Source organism: Gordonia sp. NPDC058843, from assembly GCF_042743165.1.
In the GTDB taxonomy this organism is placed as follows: Bacteria; Actinomycetota; Actinomycetes; order Mycobacteriales; family Mycobacteriaceae; genus Gordonia.
Map to the genome: position 1 here is coordinate 1 of NZ_JBHYNC010000022.1, position 15310 is coordinate 15310.

The following is a 15310-nucleotide window of genomic DNA, read 5'->3' on the forward strand; positions in this document are numbered from 1 at the left end:
CCCTCAACGAGCTCCACCAACTCGGATACAACGTCACCATCACACCCCACGGAGCGGCCTGAGCAGCCACCTCACCTAACTCTTCGGATTAGGGACCAGGGGTTATGCGGTTCTTTCGGATTAGGGAGCAGGGGAAGGGTCAGGTCAAGAGCCGGCCGTAGGCGGCGACGAACAGTTCCACACACACGTCGAGGATCTCGTCGAGTGCGTAGCGTTCGGTGTCCGCTTCCTCCGCACCCGCGACGTACCAGTCGACGAGCAGTTGGGTGACTGCTCCCACGAGACCGACCGACGCGAGGCGCTCGCGGTCCGACGGCGGCCGCGAGCCGCGAGCCAGAGACAGGATGAGCGCGGCCCAGTCGTGGATGGCGCGCATGCGGACCCGCTCGATCTCCGGGGATACGCCGACCACTTCGACGAGCATCACCCGAGCACGCCGGGGATCGTCGGCGAGGCAGGACATGAAGGCACCCAGGGCGGCACGAGTGACATCCGGGACACGCTCGGCGGGAACACCTTCCGTCGACTCCACCAGTTCGGCGTCGGCGATGTCGGCGGCGGCCCGGACGGTCGCAGCTCGGACGAAGGCCACACAGTCGTCATACACGGCGACGAGCAGCGCGGCGCGGTCGGCGAACGACTCGTAGAAGTAGCGCTGCGTCAGGCCTGCGTGGTCGCAGATGCTCTTCACCGAGACCTTCGCGTACCCATCGGTGCCGAAGACGTCGAGTCCGGAGGCGATCAGTGCGCTGCGACGGCGCTCCCGCCGCTGCGCCGGGTCGGCCCCGCCGTAGCGTCGCCCGGGTGGATTCTCCGACGTCGATGCGGTCGGGTCCGGCACGGACGCCACGCGATCTCCCTTCGAGGGCTTTACAGCATTACTTCTGACACGCTACCTTGTCAGAACGAACTGACATGGCTTCGTGTCAGATGGTGCCGTGAGGGGGTAACCAATGCTGGAGTTCTTGCCGGAGGCGATGCGCGAGCCGACCGTGCTCGCGATTCCGTTCTTCGTGACCCTGCTGGCCATCGAATGGTTTGCCGCGGCCAAACTGGAACACGAGGAACACGCGCAGAATGCGAGTGGGGCAACCGAATCGCGGTCCGGTGACGAATATCCTGCACAGGCGCCGCCGGGCGCCTACGACTCGCGGGACGCGCGCTCGAGCGTGTCGATGGGCCTGGTGTCGATCGTGACCAGTGCTCTCTGGAAGTTTCTCGGACTACTGCTGTACAGCGCACTGTTCGCCTACGTCGCGCCATGGCAACTCCCCGTGGGCGAGTGGTACACGTGGGTGATCGCCTTCGTGGGAGTCGACTTCCTCTTCTATTGGAGTCATCGGGTCTCGCATCGGGTCCGGTTGGTGTGGGCAACGCACCAGGCGCATCACTCCAGCGAGTACTTCAACTTCGCGACGGCCCTCCGCCAGAAGTGGAACATCAGCGCCGCGGTGCTGATGTGGATCCCGCTGCCGCTGCTCGGCGTCCCGCCGGCACTGGTCTTCGTCGCGTACTCACTGAACCTGATCTACCAGTTCTGGATTCACACCGAGCGGATCGGAACTCTGTGGGCGCCCGTGGAATTCGTGTTCAACACCCCGTCACACCATCGCGTTCACCACGGGCGGGACCCCGAGTACCTCGACCGTAACTACGGCGGCGTCTTCATCGTGTGGGACCGGATGTTCGGCACGTTCGCCCCGGAGGTCCGGCGACCCCGCTACGGACTGACCAAACCAGTGGACACCTACAACATCCTGAGGCTGCAGACGCACGAGTACGCTGCGATCGCGCGTGACGTCCGCGCCGCGTCGTCGTGGCGTGCGCGGCTCGGCTACGTCTTCGGACCACCGGGATGGACGCCCACCACGGTCGTCCCCGCGACGTCGGTTCCGGCGTCCGCAGAGAATGCTGCCCGCCGGTCCCCTTCGACGGGACACTGACAGGAACGACGTTTCGACAGTCACTCCCGGCGCCCGGGGTTGACCCCGCCCCTACGTCATGGTTTCGACTGGGGTCATGCGCACACCGGCCGCCTACCTCGTCTCCCACCTACTCTCGATTCTCGGTAATTCTATTGCTGCAGTAGCGTTCCCGCTGATCGTCCTCGACGTCACCGGAAGTGCGCTGGGCGCCGGGATCGTCGCCGCGTCGACGGCGGTTCCCGCGATCGTCGCGGGCATGTTCATGGGTGTCGTCATCGACCGGATCAACAAGCGCACCTCATCGGTGCTGACCGATCTCGTATCCGCCGCATGCGTCGGCGCGCTTCCGGTCGTCGACATGGTCTCGGGGCTGGAGCTCGGCTGGTTCATTCTCTTCGGGATTCTCGGTTCGCTGGGGGACGTTCCCGGAATGACCGCTCGCGACGCACTGCTGCCTGCGATCGTGCGTTCCGGGGCGCTCTCCGCCGAACGGCTCGTGGGCCTCCGAGAGAGTTTCGGGGCAGTGGCCCTGCTCCTGGGTCCGGCGCTGGCCGGGACGCTCATGGCCGTGTTCGGCGGCTCGACGCTGCTCTGGGTCACCGCCGGCACATCCGCGGCGGCGGCGATGTGCACCCTTCTCATCCCCCGTCGCGTCGGCGACATGGCCGCGTCCGGGATCCCGACAGGTGGCGCCTGGGCCGAACTCCGCGACGGGTGGCGGGTCCTCGCGCGGAGTCGCTTTCTGGTGGCGACGACCTTGCTCGGTGTGGCCGCGGTTGTCGTGCTGACCGGCTACCAGGGCCTGGTGCTGCCGGTCTACTTCACGATGGTCGATGAGCCGGGGATGCTCGGTTTCGTCCTCACGGCTCTGGCTGCCGGGTCGCTGCTCGGCGGTGGTGTCTTCGCGGCGGCCGGTGCCCGTGGGCGGAGGGCGATCTGGCTGTTGGTCGGACTCGTGGGTACGACAGCTGGTTTCGCGGTGATCGCCGGGCTCGCCTCGATTGCCGCGGTCTTCGGCGGCGCCCTTCTGGTCGGGCTCGCGAACGGTGTGTTCGGCAGCCTCATCGGCGTGCTGATGATCGAGCGGATCCCCGAAGCCATGCGGGGCCGGATCATGGGGACGCAGAACGCGATTATGACCGCCGCGCCCACCGTCGGCATCGTCATCGCCGCGTTGGTCACCGAGTACCGGAGCGTCCAGGCCGCAGCATTGGTGGTCCCGCTCGTCTGGCTAGTCGCGGTCGCTCTGTTCACACGACCGGTACTCCGTAACGTGGAGGCCAATGGACAGCATCCGATCGTGCATGAGGCGGTGACAGTCGATGCAGAGCGGTGAACTCGCGGGCCTCGCCGGCGTCAGCGTTCGCGCGCTGAGGCACTACCACCAGGTGGGCATCCTGCCCGAACCCGCACGGCGCGCGAATGGCTACCGGACCTATGACGTCGAGGACCTGGTCCGGGTACTGCGCATCAAACGCCTGTCGTCGCTGGGTGTCCCATTGGAACGGATGACCGGTCTTCTCGACGGTCCTGATGGATCCGGGGACACCCACTCCGGTGTCGCCGACTCCATTCTCGACGACCTGGATCGGGAACTCGCGGACCAGATCGCGGGACTTCGGGAACAGCGAGCTGCGATCGCCCATCTGCGGACTCATCGCTCCTCCCCCGACATCCCGCCCGAGCTTGCCCGATACTTCGCCGCATACGCCGATGCCGGTGTGCCTGCTGACGTCGCACGGGCGGACCGCGACGGGTCGGTTCTGCTGACTCACCTCGTCGGCGCCGACGGGATGGCCGAACTCGCGACCTTCTACGAGCGGCTCAGCGACCCTGCGATCATCAGTTCGGTCGTCGCTCTCATCGAGGAGTTCGGCAGGCTCGGAACAGGGGACGCCGGTGACACCAGCGAGGGCATCGCCGATCTGGTCGACCGGTTCTCGGCCATCGTGGCACAGGCCTTCGACGACGTCCCGGATCCCGACCCCCCGATCGAGCTGGGGTCGTCCGGCCGTCTTCTCGGCGAGCTCGTCGAGGGGCGCCTCAACGAACGTCAGCGGCAAGCGGTGGCGCTGCTCAGCGAGCGTCTGAGTACCCGGCGATGAGCTGACGTGATCGCTTGCTACGGCTGAATCCGGCTCCGCCGCAGGGCGATCGGTGTGTCAGCCGGCCATCGTGACGCGAGAGATCTCCGCCTGGTAGCCGCTTCCCGAACTCGGCAGGCTCGTCAGCCAGACCATCACGTAACGGGTGGTCGGCGGTTGCGCGATCGGGATGGTGGTCGAGGCCTGGTCGACCTGGCCCGATGCCACCGTCGTGGTCCGCGCGAAGGCCGGACGCGCCGAGGGTGCGGTACGGATCTCGACGGCGATGCCGGGGGTGGGACTCTCGATGGTCACCGACCGGACGGCTCGCTGTTGGCCCAGGTCGAACATGAGACCCAGTCCCGGCTTGAGCCCGCCGAAGTCCGGCCGCCCGCGGTAGTTGTCGGTCTGCCACGGCGGGGCGGCCCCGGTGATCACGTTGCGTACATTTGCCGAGTTGTCCGGCGTCTGTGCGGAGAAGTCGACGACCGAGACCGATTGCAGTGCAATGGGTTGCGGCGCGGCCGGAGCCACCGGTGCAGGCGGCGGGTCGGCGCCGGGCGTGGGCGCCGGCTCGGTGGTGGTGAGGATCGAGTCGATGTCGCTCGATCCGCTGCTGCCGCCGAAGACGTTGGTGGCACCCACGATGAGCGCGATCACGATGAACAGCGCGAGGAGTCCGGCGCCGATGAGCAACGCGAGGTTGCGGCGGGGTGGCTTCTCACTGCCGCCGGCACCCAGTCGAGGTGCGACCGTCACCGGCGGCGGGGCGTCGGCGTCGGTGATCGCCGGCAACATGTCGGTGTTCAGATCGACGACGGTGGCCTGATCGAGAACGTGCTGCACGGTGGCGGCCGTTCGGATCCCGCGGGACCCGTCCAGTGCCCGCGCGGCGACCGCCGAGATCTCGAACGGGATGTCGGGTTTGGTGATCCGCGGCTCCACCGGTTGCCCGTCCTCGCCGGGCGCGGCGACCGGGATGCCGCCGACGGGTTGGGTGCCGTCGGCAGTGGTGATCAGCCGGGAGCCGTCTGTGGGGTCGAGCGCCCAGCGGTTGAGCAGGAGTGCGTAGAGGACGGCGCCCAGGCCCCGAACGTCGGACGCCTTGTCGTCGCCGGCGAGGGTTCCCGGGAACGCGAGCACGGCATTGCCGTCGTGACTGATGCGGATGCGGTCGGGATGATCGATGGACAGCGCACCGCCGGAGCGGTGGGCGATCTCGGCGGCCGCGGCAAGCGAACGCACCGCGCGAGCCGCCCCGATCGGTGACGGCTCGGACCTCGCCACATCGGCCAGCGACGACCCGGGCACCCACTCGGCGACGACGATGCCGCCCGACGAGCCGCGCACGACGTCGAGGACGCGTGTCACGCCGTCGGAGCTGATCTGGCCCAGGCGCAGCGTGCGCGACAGCACCGCCTGTGGTCCCTGGTCGGACATCTTCGCGGCCTGGCCGCGTTCGGGCGGTGGCGCCAGCTGGTCGGCGTCGACGAAGGTCAACGCGACCTCGCGGTCGAGATTGATGTCCTGCGCCCGCCAGAACTGGAGTCCGCGCGTCCCGCCGTGTTGCTCGAGCAACCGGTACCGGCCGCCCGCGACCGCTGCGCCGGGGATGAGCCGCGGCCCGCGTCGGCGGGAGCTGTCCGGACCGTCGGTGGTGCCGGCCGTCGCGGCATCGGTACCGGAAGGGCTCGGGGTGGACGGAGTGGGGATCGATGGAGTGGGTGTGTCGCCTGCGCCGGGCTCGGCGGGCGGCCCGTTGGGAGCAGTGGTGTCGACCTCACTGTCACTCACGCGACGGACTCCTCTCCTGCGATATCTGATGTCGCGCGGTACCGGCGCGCGTTCGGGGATGGGGCGCACATCCCGGGTCGCGCCGATCGCGCCACCGGAGTGTACGGAGTACGACTGCCACGTCGCGGTACCTCTGTCGAAGCGGCGCAGCACCTGTACCTGACCAGAGTACGGGAGCGATTCGTCCCCGGTGACCCGCGGAAACTGAACTGTGATCGCCGGTGACTGTTCACGTTCGGGCTGCGCGGGCGGGGCGAGCGACGGGATGAACCGGCCGAGGAGGCGTCGTACCGCCAGACCGATCGCCACGACGTCCGGCACGCGGGCCGCGGCGAGACCGGCATAGGTCACCGCGAGCACCACGGCGGCGGTCAGCCCGAGATACAGGACGGACCCGACCTTGCCCAGCCACCCGATCATGTCGTCCAGCCCGGTCAGCTTCGCGACGGCCCACACCGTCGCCGAGACGCCGATCGAGACCGCGAAGGTGACCAGCGTGGTGCGGGCGACGTTCGACAGCCGGGCCCCGCGGAGTCGGCCGCGGAGCAGGAAATGTCCGACGACCGCACCGACCAGATATCCGAGCCCGTTGGACAGCGCGAGCCATCGCACGATGAGTTCCGGATCGTCGAAGAGCACCGGCCCCAGGTACGACGACGCGACCTTGACCACGGTGATGCCCAGCGCGATGAACGTCGGGGTCCACGCGTCCTCACGGGCATAGAACACCCGCAGCTGGACGAGGGTCATCGAGTACGGGATGAGCGTGAACGCGCCCCAGGACAACACCGAGCCCAGCTGCGACGCGGATGCGGCGTCGAACTTGCCGAAGTTGAACACCGCGATCGCGATGGCCGGTCCGAAGAACGTCATGAAGGAGACGACCGGGACGAGCGCGACCATCGTGAGCCGGGTCGCCAGCGAGAGGTCGTCGACAACGGCCTTGGTGTCGTCCGCGGCCGCGTTGCGGGACAGTCGCGGCATGATCGCGGTCAGGATGGTCACGCCCAGGACGCCGTACGGGAGCTGCAACAACTGCCAGTGCGTGAAGTAGATGCTGACGCCCGATGCGTCGGCGGACGACGCGATCCGGTACGTCACGATCAGACCCACCTGCAGCAATGCGACGTAGGCGACGATGGCGACCGCCATGTTCCCGAACTGGCGCAACCGTGCATCGATGCCCCATTGCAGGCGGAGTCGAATCCCCGACTTCCGTAGGAACGGCACCAGGATCAACGCCTGCAGGACGACACCGGTCGTGCAGCCGATGCCCAGGACCAGGAGTTGGGGGTCGGACATCCGTACGGGGTTGACCGTGATCTCGCCCGGCATCACGGCGTAGAGCACGAGCGTGGTGATCTGCACGACGTTGTTCAGGACGGGTGCCCAGGCACCGGGCTTGAAATGTCCGCGCAGATTGAGGATCGCGATGAACAGTGCCGACAGGCCGTAGAACAGGATCTCCGGCAGCAGCAGGTAGGCGAGCGCGGTGGACAGCTCGCGATCGACCTGCCCGTCGCCCAGATTGAGGTAGGTGAGCAGCGGCGCCGCGATCACCGCCAGTACCGTCGCCGTACCGAGGACGACGACGGTGATGGTGAAGATCCGATTGATGAACCCCTCCCCGCCGTCTTTGTCCTCGGCTTCGGCGCGGGCCAGCAGCGGGATCACGATCGCGGTCAGGACGGCACCGAGGACGACCTCGGCGATCATGTTCGGCAGGACGTCGGCCGCCTGGAACGCCGACGCGATGGCGGGTCCGAGCATCGCCAGGATGAGCACGGTGCGCAGGAAGCCGGTGATGCGACTGAACAGGGTGGCGATCGCGATGGACCCGCTGGTGCGCAGGATGCTCGAGTCCGAGTCCCGCGCCAGGCCCGTCGACGACGCCTTCTCGTCGGACACCGCGGCGGAGCCCGCCGCACCTCCCGATGGCCGTCCGGGGGCGGGCACGGTCATGACACGCGTGTTGCCCTGAGCGGGTGATGCCCCGGGCCGGGGCGGCGTCGTTGATGTGGGTGGGCGGGGCGTCGGCGGGGGCGCCGAAGGTGCGGTGGGGCGGGGTGCCGGTGGGCGGCCGGCGGAGGGTGTGGGCCGGCCGGGACGCGGGTCGGCTGATCGCGGGCCGGGGGATCCGGGCTGGTTCCGCGCGGGTGGGACCCGGTCACCGGGGACCCTGGTCGGCGGAATCCGCTGGGGTGCGGCGCGCTCGGGACGCTGGGGCGGCACCGGGCCGGGTCTCCCCGACCGCGGTGCACGCGGCTCATCGTTCCAGGTCACGTCGCTTCTGCCGCCGTCCTCGGGTCGTCTGATGTCGGTCATGTCGGGTCATCGCCCGGTTCCTCGCCATGGATCCGACCCTCGCTCTGCAGGGTACGACGTCGTTCCTGGTACCCGCTTCCGGCGAGCATCCGCTCGAGTTCGTCGGGTTCGGGACGGTCGGCATCGGCGGGGTCGGGCTGGCCGCGGAAACGATGCCACAGCCGGCGGGCGGTGAGCAGGATGAGCGCTGCCGCGGCGATGATCGTGATGTAGAAGAGCGGTTTGCCATAGGCGTTGGTGTGCACGGACAGACTGATCGAGTCGCCGAGTGGCACGCCGGTGACCGTCGACAGCCGGATCTCGACGCTGATCGCCTCGGACGTCTCGCCCCGGGTGGGCAGCTGGATCTGTCGGGTGCCGCGAGCCGGGATCTCGATCACCCCGAGGTCGCCGATCTCGATGTCCGCCGGTTCGGACGTGGTGATGCGGGCACGCACCGGCAGGGCGAGGTCGTTCTTCACGACCAGCAGCAGCGGACTTCGCTCGGAGGCAAGCGTGTACCGGCCGCCGGGGTCGAGGATCGTGACCGACCGGGTCATCCGGTGCAGGGTCGACGACACCGCTTCGATGCGTTCGGTCTGCGTCCGCCGCAGGTGGGTGTAGACGGCCGACCCCTGTGCATCCGGTGAGCGGATGGCCCGCAGCTGATCCTCGCGCAGCGGGGACATGTAGCGCTCGGGGGTCGCGGCGACGTCGGCCGAGCGCACCAGGGCGCCCTCGAACTGCCAACTGTCCTCGACATTGCGCCGGATGGATGCGGTCGCGTCGGTCGTCAGCACCGAACCGACGCGGCCGACCGGACCCACCCCGGGCGGGTCGATCAACCGCGCCTGCTCCGGCGCGGACCCGAGTTCGGCGGCAAGCGTCGACAGCGGGGTCGGGGTCGCGGCACCGGACTCGAGCAGCAGCCGTGCGGTGGTGAACAGCACTTCGGCGTCCGCGGACGTCGGTGACCAGTACGTCGGCGGCAGGAGGAACGCCGATCTGCCGACGACCGGGTCGCGCGGGGACGGCCGGGAGCCGGATGCGGTCGGGTCCGGTTCGGGAGCGGCGATCGCCGGATAGGCCAGGGCGCCGATCGCGCTCTGCCGCCGACTCCCCTCGGACTCGCCGGACAGGTCGACGCGCTGATCGGGTGGCGTCAGTGCGGGGGTGGACGGCGCCGTACCGATGGCGGCGAGCGAGGCCGTGACAGGTGCGTCGTAGGTCTGCGCCGCGAGGTCACCGATCCGATAGCGGCCGGCGGCGTCGCGGCGACCGGTCGGTGCCACGGAGTTCGACGCCACCGCGGTTGCGGCGACCTGAGCCGCGGTGAGCGCCGCGGCGCCGTCGGCGTCGATGGCCCCGAGCGCCGGTATCGAGAGACCGCGCACGCTCCGGACGCCGAGCACGGTGTCGATGATGTCGGCCGGTGAGCGCAACGCCGCGTCGGTGAGGCCGGCGTTGCCGATCCGCGTCAGCGAGGTCAGATCAGCCTGTGCGAACGGCAGCGCCACGACGCACATCCGCTGCGCGGTCCACCGCAGGGTGTCGAGCCAGCGCCCGGCTGCTTCGGCGCCGCTGCCGGGGCGGGTCGACGACCTCGGATCGGCGGGATTGTCGGACACCTCGTACCCCAGCGACATCGCACGCACGGTGATGATGAGGTCGGGATCGATGGCCAGGCACATGCTGTCGGCGAGCTTCTCCGAACCCGGCAGGGCGCCGGGTTCCGGACTCTCCGCGGTCTCGGACGGGGATGTGTCCGACGCCGCCGAATCCGACTGCGCGGGTGGGGGCTCGCCGACCACCTTCTGCAGCGAGGCGAGCAGCTCGGCGAGGCGCCCACCGTCGGCGAGGGAACGGGCCATGTTCTCGTTGATCAGCCGGACCGGTTCGGTGCTGCCACCGAGCACGCCCGGTGCGAGCTGCGGCGGGGCGGCCAACGGCCACACCATGGTCATGCGTGCCGGGCTCGACAGGTTCGCCGACACCGATCCGTCCGGCCCCAGCCCGGCGACCGGATCGGCGTCGGAGTACTCCGTGGTCGGGTCGACGTAGCCGGCGGCACGGGTGTCGTCGGGCGGCAGCGACAGCACCGGCAACAGCATTCGTGATCCCGCGACCTGCGCGGTGTTGCCGTACTCGGGGGTGCCGTTGACGTTGACCTGCATCGGGTAGACGCCGGTCCGAGAGATGGCGAGGCCCTGCCCGTCGGGGCCGTTGTTGGCCGACAACGCCATCGACATCCGGAATCCGACGCTTTCGCCGGGGGCGAGCGAGTCGGTGAGGGCCTCGAACGGACCCGCCACCGCGACGGCGGGGTCGTCGTCGGCGAGGTCGGTGCGCAGACCCGAGGCGGACGCCACCGGGTCTCCGCGCTCGAGCCGGATGGTGAGATCGGTGATCGACCGGTCGCCGACGTTGTCGACGCGTCCGCTGACGGTCACCACCGGCCGGCTCGTGGTGGTGATGATGTTCGGCGTCATCGAGTCGATCACGATGCGGGCGAACCTGCTCGGTGACTGCTGGTCCGAGGTGTCGGACCCGGCGTCGGAACCGCTGGTGCTCGTCTCCGGAGCTGCCGAGGCCGGCCCCGTCGCGCCGGACAGGACGGTCATGCCCAGGACGGCCAGGACCACGGTTGCGGCCAGTGCCGCGAGCGCGCCGGACCGCGTCACGCGCGACGGCGCGAGAGGTCGGGACGAACGGGGCACGGCGGAGGACTGGCGCGGCTCAACCATCGCCGGCCGCGGGCCGTCGTGGACGGCGTCGGCGCCGACGAGGACGAGCCGGGGGCGGCGGCTCGTTGCGGCGCTGGTTGCGTGCGGCGGCGGCTTTCTCATAGGCGTTGGGTTCGGTGCGAATGCTGTCGGCCTCGGACTGGGCCAGCCGGGTGGGGTCGGCTGCGAGTTCGGCGATCACGCCGCGGGCCATCCGGGCGAGTCGTCGCTCGTCAGAGTACGTGAGCCGACGCGGGAGCTCGTGCAACGGCACCCAGGCCACCTCGGACACCTCGTAGTCGGCGTCGGAGAGCTCGCCGCCGGTGCACCGCAGGAGGTAATGGTGCACGGTCTTGTGGATTCGACGTCCTTCGCTGACGAACCAGTAGTCGATCTTGCCGAGCGGGGCCACCACCGTGCCCTGGATCCCGGTCTCCTCCTCGACCTCACGGATGGCGGTCTGCTCGGCGGTTTCACCGGTCTCGATGTGGCCCTTGGGCAACGACCACATGGTGCGGCCGCGGCGGTCGATGCGCCCGATGAGCGCAGCCGACAACTGGTCGACGGGAAGGTCGAGGTCGGAGATGACGAGACCGCCCGCGGAGGTCTCGCGCACGGTGCGGAGCTTCTCGTTGCCCGAGCGGTCGGTGTGGGAGCGCTCAGTGGCTGGGCGCTCGGACCCGCGATCGGATCGCGACGAGCGTCGTCGTCCCTTCGATGCCTTGCCGCCCGATTGCCCCGGTCCGGTCTGGGCCAGTCCGGTCTTGGTCAGTTTGGCGCTGACGGCGACCATGTCCGATGGCTTCGGCGGGGTGACGCGCGGACGCGCGCGGTCGGGATCGACGGGCAGTTTGTCGACGGGTTCGGCCTCGACCGGGTCCGGGCACGTGGGATCGGCCGCGCGGGCTCGGGCGAGGTCATTGGGCGTCGGATGGTGGGTCGAGGGCGCCGGTTCGGAGGCCGGATTGGGCGAACCCGGCTTGTGACCCGGCCTGGAACCCGCCTGAGTGGAGTTCGACTGTTTGTTCTTGGGCTGGTTGTTCTTGGGCTGGGGATGACCACTCTGCTTGGGCGACGCCGGGGTGTGTGCGCCCGCGGCACTCCGGGTCTCGGACTTGCGCCGGCCCCGGCGACGCCGGCCGCGTCGGGCGCGACGGCCCTGGCCGGAGGGGTTCTGCTCGACCTGTCCGCCGCCCTCGCCGTGTGCACCCGACGAGACGCCACTGACGTCTGAAGGGTTGGTCGAGGAATCGGTGGACACTCCACGATGCTAGCGGCTGGTCACCTGCAGTTTGTCCGGACGCCTCCCAGGGGACGTAGGTTGTGGATTCGGAGTGTCGAGAGTGTGCCGCACGTGTATGAGTGGTCGGCGTCGAACTGTGCGGCGTCGTCGCCGCGGGTCACGACGGTAGGGTGACAAGCCGTGAACGACACATCCTCGTCGGGGGCTGCGGTGGATCCAGAACGGCGTACCCGTCTGCTCGCCGCGGCTGCGATCTCGTTGCGTGAACTCGACGACGTCCTCGCGCCGTTGGGGAAACTGTTCGAGTCAGCGGGTCACGAGTTGTACCTGGTGGGCGGCTCGGTGCGCGACGCGGTTCTCGGTCGTCTCGGCAACGACCTCGATTTCACGACCGATGCGCGGCCGGAAGCGGTGTCACAGCTGCTCCGGGGCTGGGCGGACGCGTTCTGGGAGGTCGGCATCGAGTTCGGCACTGTCGGGGTCCGCAAGGGCGACCACCTGATCGAGATCACCACGTTCCGTGCGGACTCGTATGACCAGGTCAGCCGCAATCCCGAGGTGACCTTCGGCACGTCGCTCGAGGACGATCTGGTCCGACGCGACTTCACCGTCAACGCGATGGCTGTGCAGATCGGGTCCTCGGGCGCCCAGGACTTCCGCGATCCGCTCGACGGGATGACCGCATTGCTGGATGGGCTCATCGACACCCCGGCGACCCCCGAGCAGTCGTTCGGGGACGACCCGCTGCGGATGCTGCGCGCGGTGCGGTTCGTCTCCCAGCTGGGATTCCGGCTCGCGCCGCGGGTGTGGCGGGCTATCACCGAGATGAACGGCGAGATCGACCGCATCACCGTCGAGCGCATCCAGGCCGAGCTGGACAAACTGATCTGTGGAGAATTCCCGATCGAGGCGATCGACGCCATGGTCGAGACCGGTCTGGCCGAGCGGATCCTGCCCGAGGTCCCCGGGATGAAGCTCACCATCGACGAACACCACCAGCACAAGGACGTCTATCAGCACTCTCTGACCGTGCTCCGGCAGGCCATCGACCTCGAGGACGGCGATCCGGACCTGGTGCTGCGCTGGGCCGCCCTGTTGCACGACATCGGCAAACCCGCGACGCGACGCCACGAGCCAGGGGGCGGCGTCAGCTTCCACCATCACGAGGTGGTTGGCGCGAAGATGGTGCGTAAACGGATGCGGGCGCTGAAGTACCCGAAGGCGGTGGTGGCCGACGTCGCGCAGCTGGTCTTCCTGCATCTGAGGTTCCACGGATACGGCGACGGCGCGTGGACCGACTCGGCCGTCCGGCGTTACGTCACCGATGCCGGTCCCCTGCTCGACCGGTTGAACAAATTGGTGCGAGCCGACTGCACCACCCGCAACAAGCGGCGCGCGCGGCGTCTGCAGCAGAACTATGACGATCTCGAGCAGCGGATCGCCGCCCTCCAGGCGGCCGAGAACCTGGAGAAGGTCCGTCCCGATCTCGACGGCAACGCCATCATGGAGCTGCTGGGCGTGCCGCCCGGTCCGATCGTCGGCCAGGCGTGGCGTCACCTCAAAGAACTGCGACTCGACCGCGGGCCGCTGAGCCGCGACGAGGCCGAGGACGCACTGCGGGAATGGTGGGCGTCCCGCGGCGGGAAGTGACGCAGCCGCCGGCCTCCCCGCGCGCTCAGCTTGCGGGTGCGAAGACCTCGATCGCGTGGGGTACCGCCTCGAAGACGGCCGGCAGCTGCCCGACGAGGTCCCCGTCGACCGACACCAGGGCCGGCGGATCGCAGTACAGCTCGACCTCTGCGCCGCGCATGGTCCGTACGTTCGGACTGTCGACATGCTTGCCCGAGAACACCTTCGGGAAGACCCGCGCGATCGTCCAGCGCGCCAACCGCGGTGGGGTGAGCGCGAGCGTCACATCGAGCTGGCCGTCGGTGATCGATGCCTGCGGTGTGATCTTCATACCGCCGCCGTACGACTTGGTGTTGCCGATCGCGGCGAAGATGAGGTCGGATTCGACGGCATGGTCGTCGACGCGGACCTGGTAGTGCCGTGACCGGAGCGCGAGTAGTTCGAGCAGCGCCGCGATCGTGTAGCGGGACTGTCCGCGCGGCCGGCGCATGTCGATGGCCCTGGCAGTGACCGCGGCGTCGAAACCGGTGGCGGCGACCGTGCTGAACAGTGCGGTCTGACCGTCGGGGAAGCTGACCCGCCCGAGGTCGATGGGCTGCCGATGACCGGCGAGGATGACCTCGACGGCCTCGGTCGGATCGAGTGGGATGCCGAGGTTGCGGGCGAAGTCGTTCCCGCTGCCGGCCGGGATGACGGCCAGTGGTTTGCCGGAACCGATGGTGGCCTCGACCGCCAGACGCACCGTGCCGTCGCCCCCCACCACGACGATGACGTCGGTGTCTCCCCGAGCTGCCTTGCCCGCGAGATCGGCGGCGTCGGCGATGTCCTCGCCGACGATGATCTCCACCTCCACGTCCCGGGCGCGCAGGAGTTCTGCGGCATCGTGGGCGACGCGCAGTCCCGTCCCGTGACGCGCGTACGGACTGGCCACAAGTGTGGCGTGTTCGATAGTCATATGAGTCGGCCCCCCGCCGTTCAAGTGATCCGTTACAGTGTTACACATCATGGCAATCCGTAACGAGGAGATCGGGGATCTCGTTCTGGATGCAGCGCGGAGCTGCCTGCTGCGTAGCGGCGGACGCAAGGTGACTGTCTCCGAGGTGGCCCGACAAGCAGGCGTCAGTCGCCCGACGGTGTACCGCCGTTGGCCCGACATCACCGAGATCATCCGGGGTCTGTTGACCCGCGAGGTTCTCGGTGTGGTCGAGGAGACCATCGGCGGCACCGCCGACCCCGCGGATCTCGACGCGCTCGTCGCCCGGGTCGTGGCGGTCGTCGGCGCGCTCCGGGACGACGAACTGATCGCGTCGCTGTGGCGCGAGCAGCGAGAGTTCATGTCGCCGTACGTGTTCGAGCGTCTCGGTACGAGCCAGCAGGGCATCCTCGCGATTCTCGCGGACATGTTGTCGCAGGGTCAGGAACGGCGCCAGGTGCGTGCGGGCGACGCCAAGCGCATGGCAGCGATGGTGCTGCTGATCGCGCAGTCGTTCCTGCAGTCCGGGGCGCTGGTCTCGGACATCCTCGCCGAGGGCTGGAGCGTCGAACTGCACGAGATGTTGGCCGGCTACCTGCGGCCGGTCGGCACGGGCGTCGACGGATGACGGCGTG

Annotated in this window: 10 protein-coding genes; 5 read left to right on the forward strand and 5 right to left on the reverse strand. The window is 69.0% G+C overall.

What is annotated here, in order from left to right; translation table 11 throughout:
• Window positions 1-139: 139 nt before the first annotated feature.
• Window positions 140-850 (reverse strand): TetR/AcrR family transcriptional regulator, encoded by a 711-nt coding sequence (locus ACFW3F_RS15335; RefSeq protein ID WP_388058741.1) that lies wholly within the window; start codon window positions 848-850, stop codon window positions 140-142.
• A gap of 103 nt (window positions 851-953) precedes the next feature.
• Here ACFW3F_RS15335 and ACFW3F_RS15340 point away from each other — a divergent pair, with 103 nt between their 5' ends.
• From ACFW3F_RS15340 to ACFW3F_RS15350, 3 genes are all read left to right on the forward strand, one after another.
• Window positions 954-1943, forward strand: coding sequence for a sterol desaturase family protein (locus ACFW3F_RS15340; RefSeq protein WP_388058743.1), 990 nt, complete (start codon window positions 954-956; stop codon window positions 1941-1943).
• 76 nt (window positions 1944-2019) lie between these two features.
• Entirely contained in the window at window positions 2020-3261 is a 1242-nt protein-coding gene (locus ACFW3F_RS15345) for an MFS transporter (protein ID WP_388058745.1), read from the forward strand.
• On the forward strand, window positions 3248-4030 hold the full coding sequence (locus tag ACFW3F_RS15350) for a MerR family transcriptional regulator (protein WP_388058747.1): 783 nt from the start codon (window positions 3248-3250) through the stop codon (window positions 4028-4030). Before ACFW3F_RS15345 ends, ACFW3F_RS15350 begins: the two co-directional genes overlap by 14 nt.
• A 57-nt stretch (window positions 4031-4087) precedes the next feature.
• Here the strand turns inward: ACFW3F_RS15350 and murJ are convergent, their stop codons facing one another.
• From murJ to ACFW3F_RS15365, 3 genes are all read right to left on the reverse strand, one after another.
• Window positions 4088-7765 carry a murein biosynthesis integral membrane protein MurJ gene (gene murJ / locus ACFW3F_RS15355; protein ID WP_388058749.1) on the reverse strand — a complete coding sequence of 1226 codons (3678 nt, stop codon included), beginning with the start codon at window positions 7763-7765 and terminating at the stop codon, window positions 4088-4090.
• Window positions 7766-8124: 359 nt separating this feature from the next.
• A complete protein-coding gene (locus ACFW3F_RS15360; RefSeq protein ID WP_388058854.1) occupies window positions 8125-10728 on the reverse strand; it encodes a hypothetical protein in 2604 nt (867 codons plus the stop codon).
• A 115-nt stretch (window positions 10729-10843) separates the two neighbouring features.
• Window positions 10844-12091, reverse strand: a complete 1248-nt coding sequence (locus ACFW3F_RS15365) for an NUDIX domain-containing protein (RefSeq protein WP_388058750.1) — start codon at window positions 12089-12091, stop codon at window positions 10844-10846.
• Between the two features lie 162 nt (window positions 12092-12253).
• Here ACFW3F_RS15365 and ACFW3F_RS15370 point away from each other — a divergent pair, with 162 nt between their 5' ends.
• The gene (locus ACFW3F_RS15370; RefSeq protein ID WP_388058752.1) at window positions 12254-13723 is read left to right on the forward strand and encodes a CCA tRNA nucleotidyltransferase; all 1470 of its coding nucleotides are present in this window, start codon (window positions 12254-12256) and stop codon (window positions 13721-13723) included.
• A gap of 25 nt (window positions 13724-13748) precedes the next feature.
• Here ACFW3F_RS15370 and ACFW3F_RS15375 read toward each other — a convergent pair whose 3' ends face one another.
• Entirely contained in the window at window positions 13749-14657 is a 909-nt protein-coding gene (locus ACFW3F_RS15375) for a diacylglycerol/lipid kinase family protein (protein ID WP_388058754.1), read from the reverse strand.
• A 49-nt stretch (window positions 14658-14706) separates the two neighbouring features.
• On the opposite strand from ACFW3F_RS15375, the gene ACFW3F_RS15380 reads away from it, so the two are divergent.
• On the forward strand, window positions 14707-15303 hold the full coding sequence (locus tag ACFW3F_RS15380) for a TetR/AcrR family transcriptional regulator (RefSeq protein ID WP_388058756.1): 597 nt from the start codon (window positions 14707-14709) through the stop codon (window positions 15301-15303).
• Window positions 15304-15310: the final 7 nt, after the last annotated feature.

Excerpts from the sequence above, each read along its gene's own strand:
- murJ (WP_388058749.1), bottom strand. The coding sequence starts at position 7,765 with ATGACCGTGCCCGCCCCCGGACGGCCATCGGGAGGTGCGGCGGGCTCC.
- ACFW3F_RS15380 (WP_388058756.1), top strand. The coding sequence starts at position 14,707 with ATGGCAATCCGTAACGAGGAGATCGGGGATCTCGTTCTGGATGCAGCG.
- ACFW3F_RS15350 (WP_388058747.1), top strand. The coding sequence starts at position 3,248 with ATGCAGAGCGGTGAACTCGCGGGCCTCGCCGGCGTCAGCGTTCGCGCG.
- ACFW3F_RS15375 (WP_388058754.1), bottom strand. The coding sequence starts at position 14,657 with ATGACTATCGAACACGCCACACTTGTGGCCAGTCCGTACGCGCGTCAC.
- ACFW3F_RS15360 (WP_388058854.1), bottom strand. The coding sequence starts at position 10,728 with ATGACCGTCCTGTCCGGCGCGACGGGGCCGGCCTCGGCAGCTCCGGAG.
- ACFW3F_RS15345 (WP_388058745.1), top strand. The coding sequence starts at position 2,020 with ATGCGCACACCGGCCGCCTACCTCGTCTCCCACCTACTCTCGATTCTC.
- ACFW3F_RS15340 (WP_388058743.1), top strand. The coding sequence starts at position 954 with ATGCTGGAGTTCTTGCCGGAGGCGATGCGCGAGCCGACCGTGCTCGCG.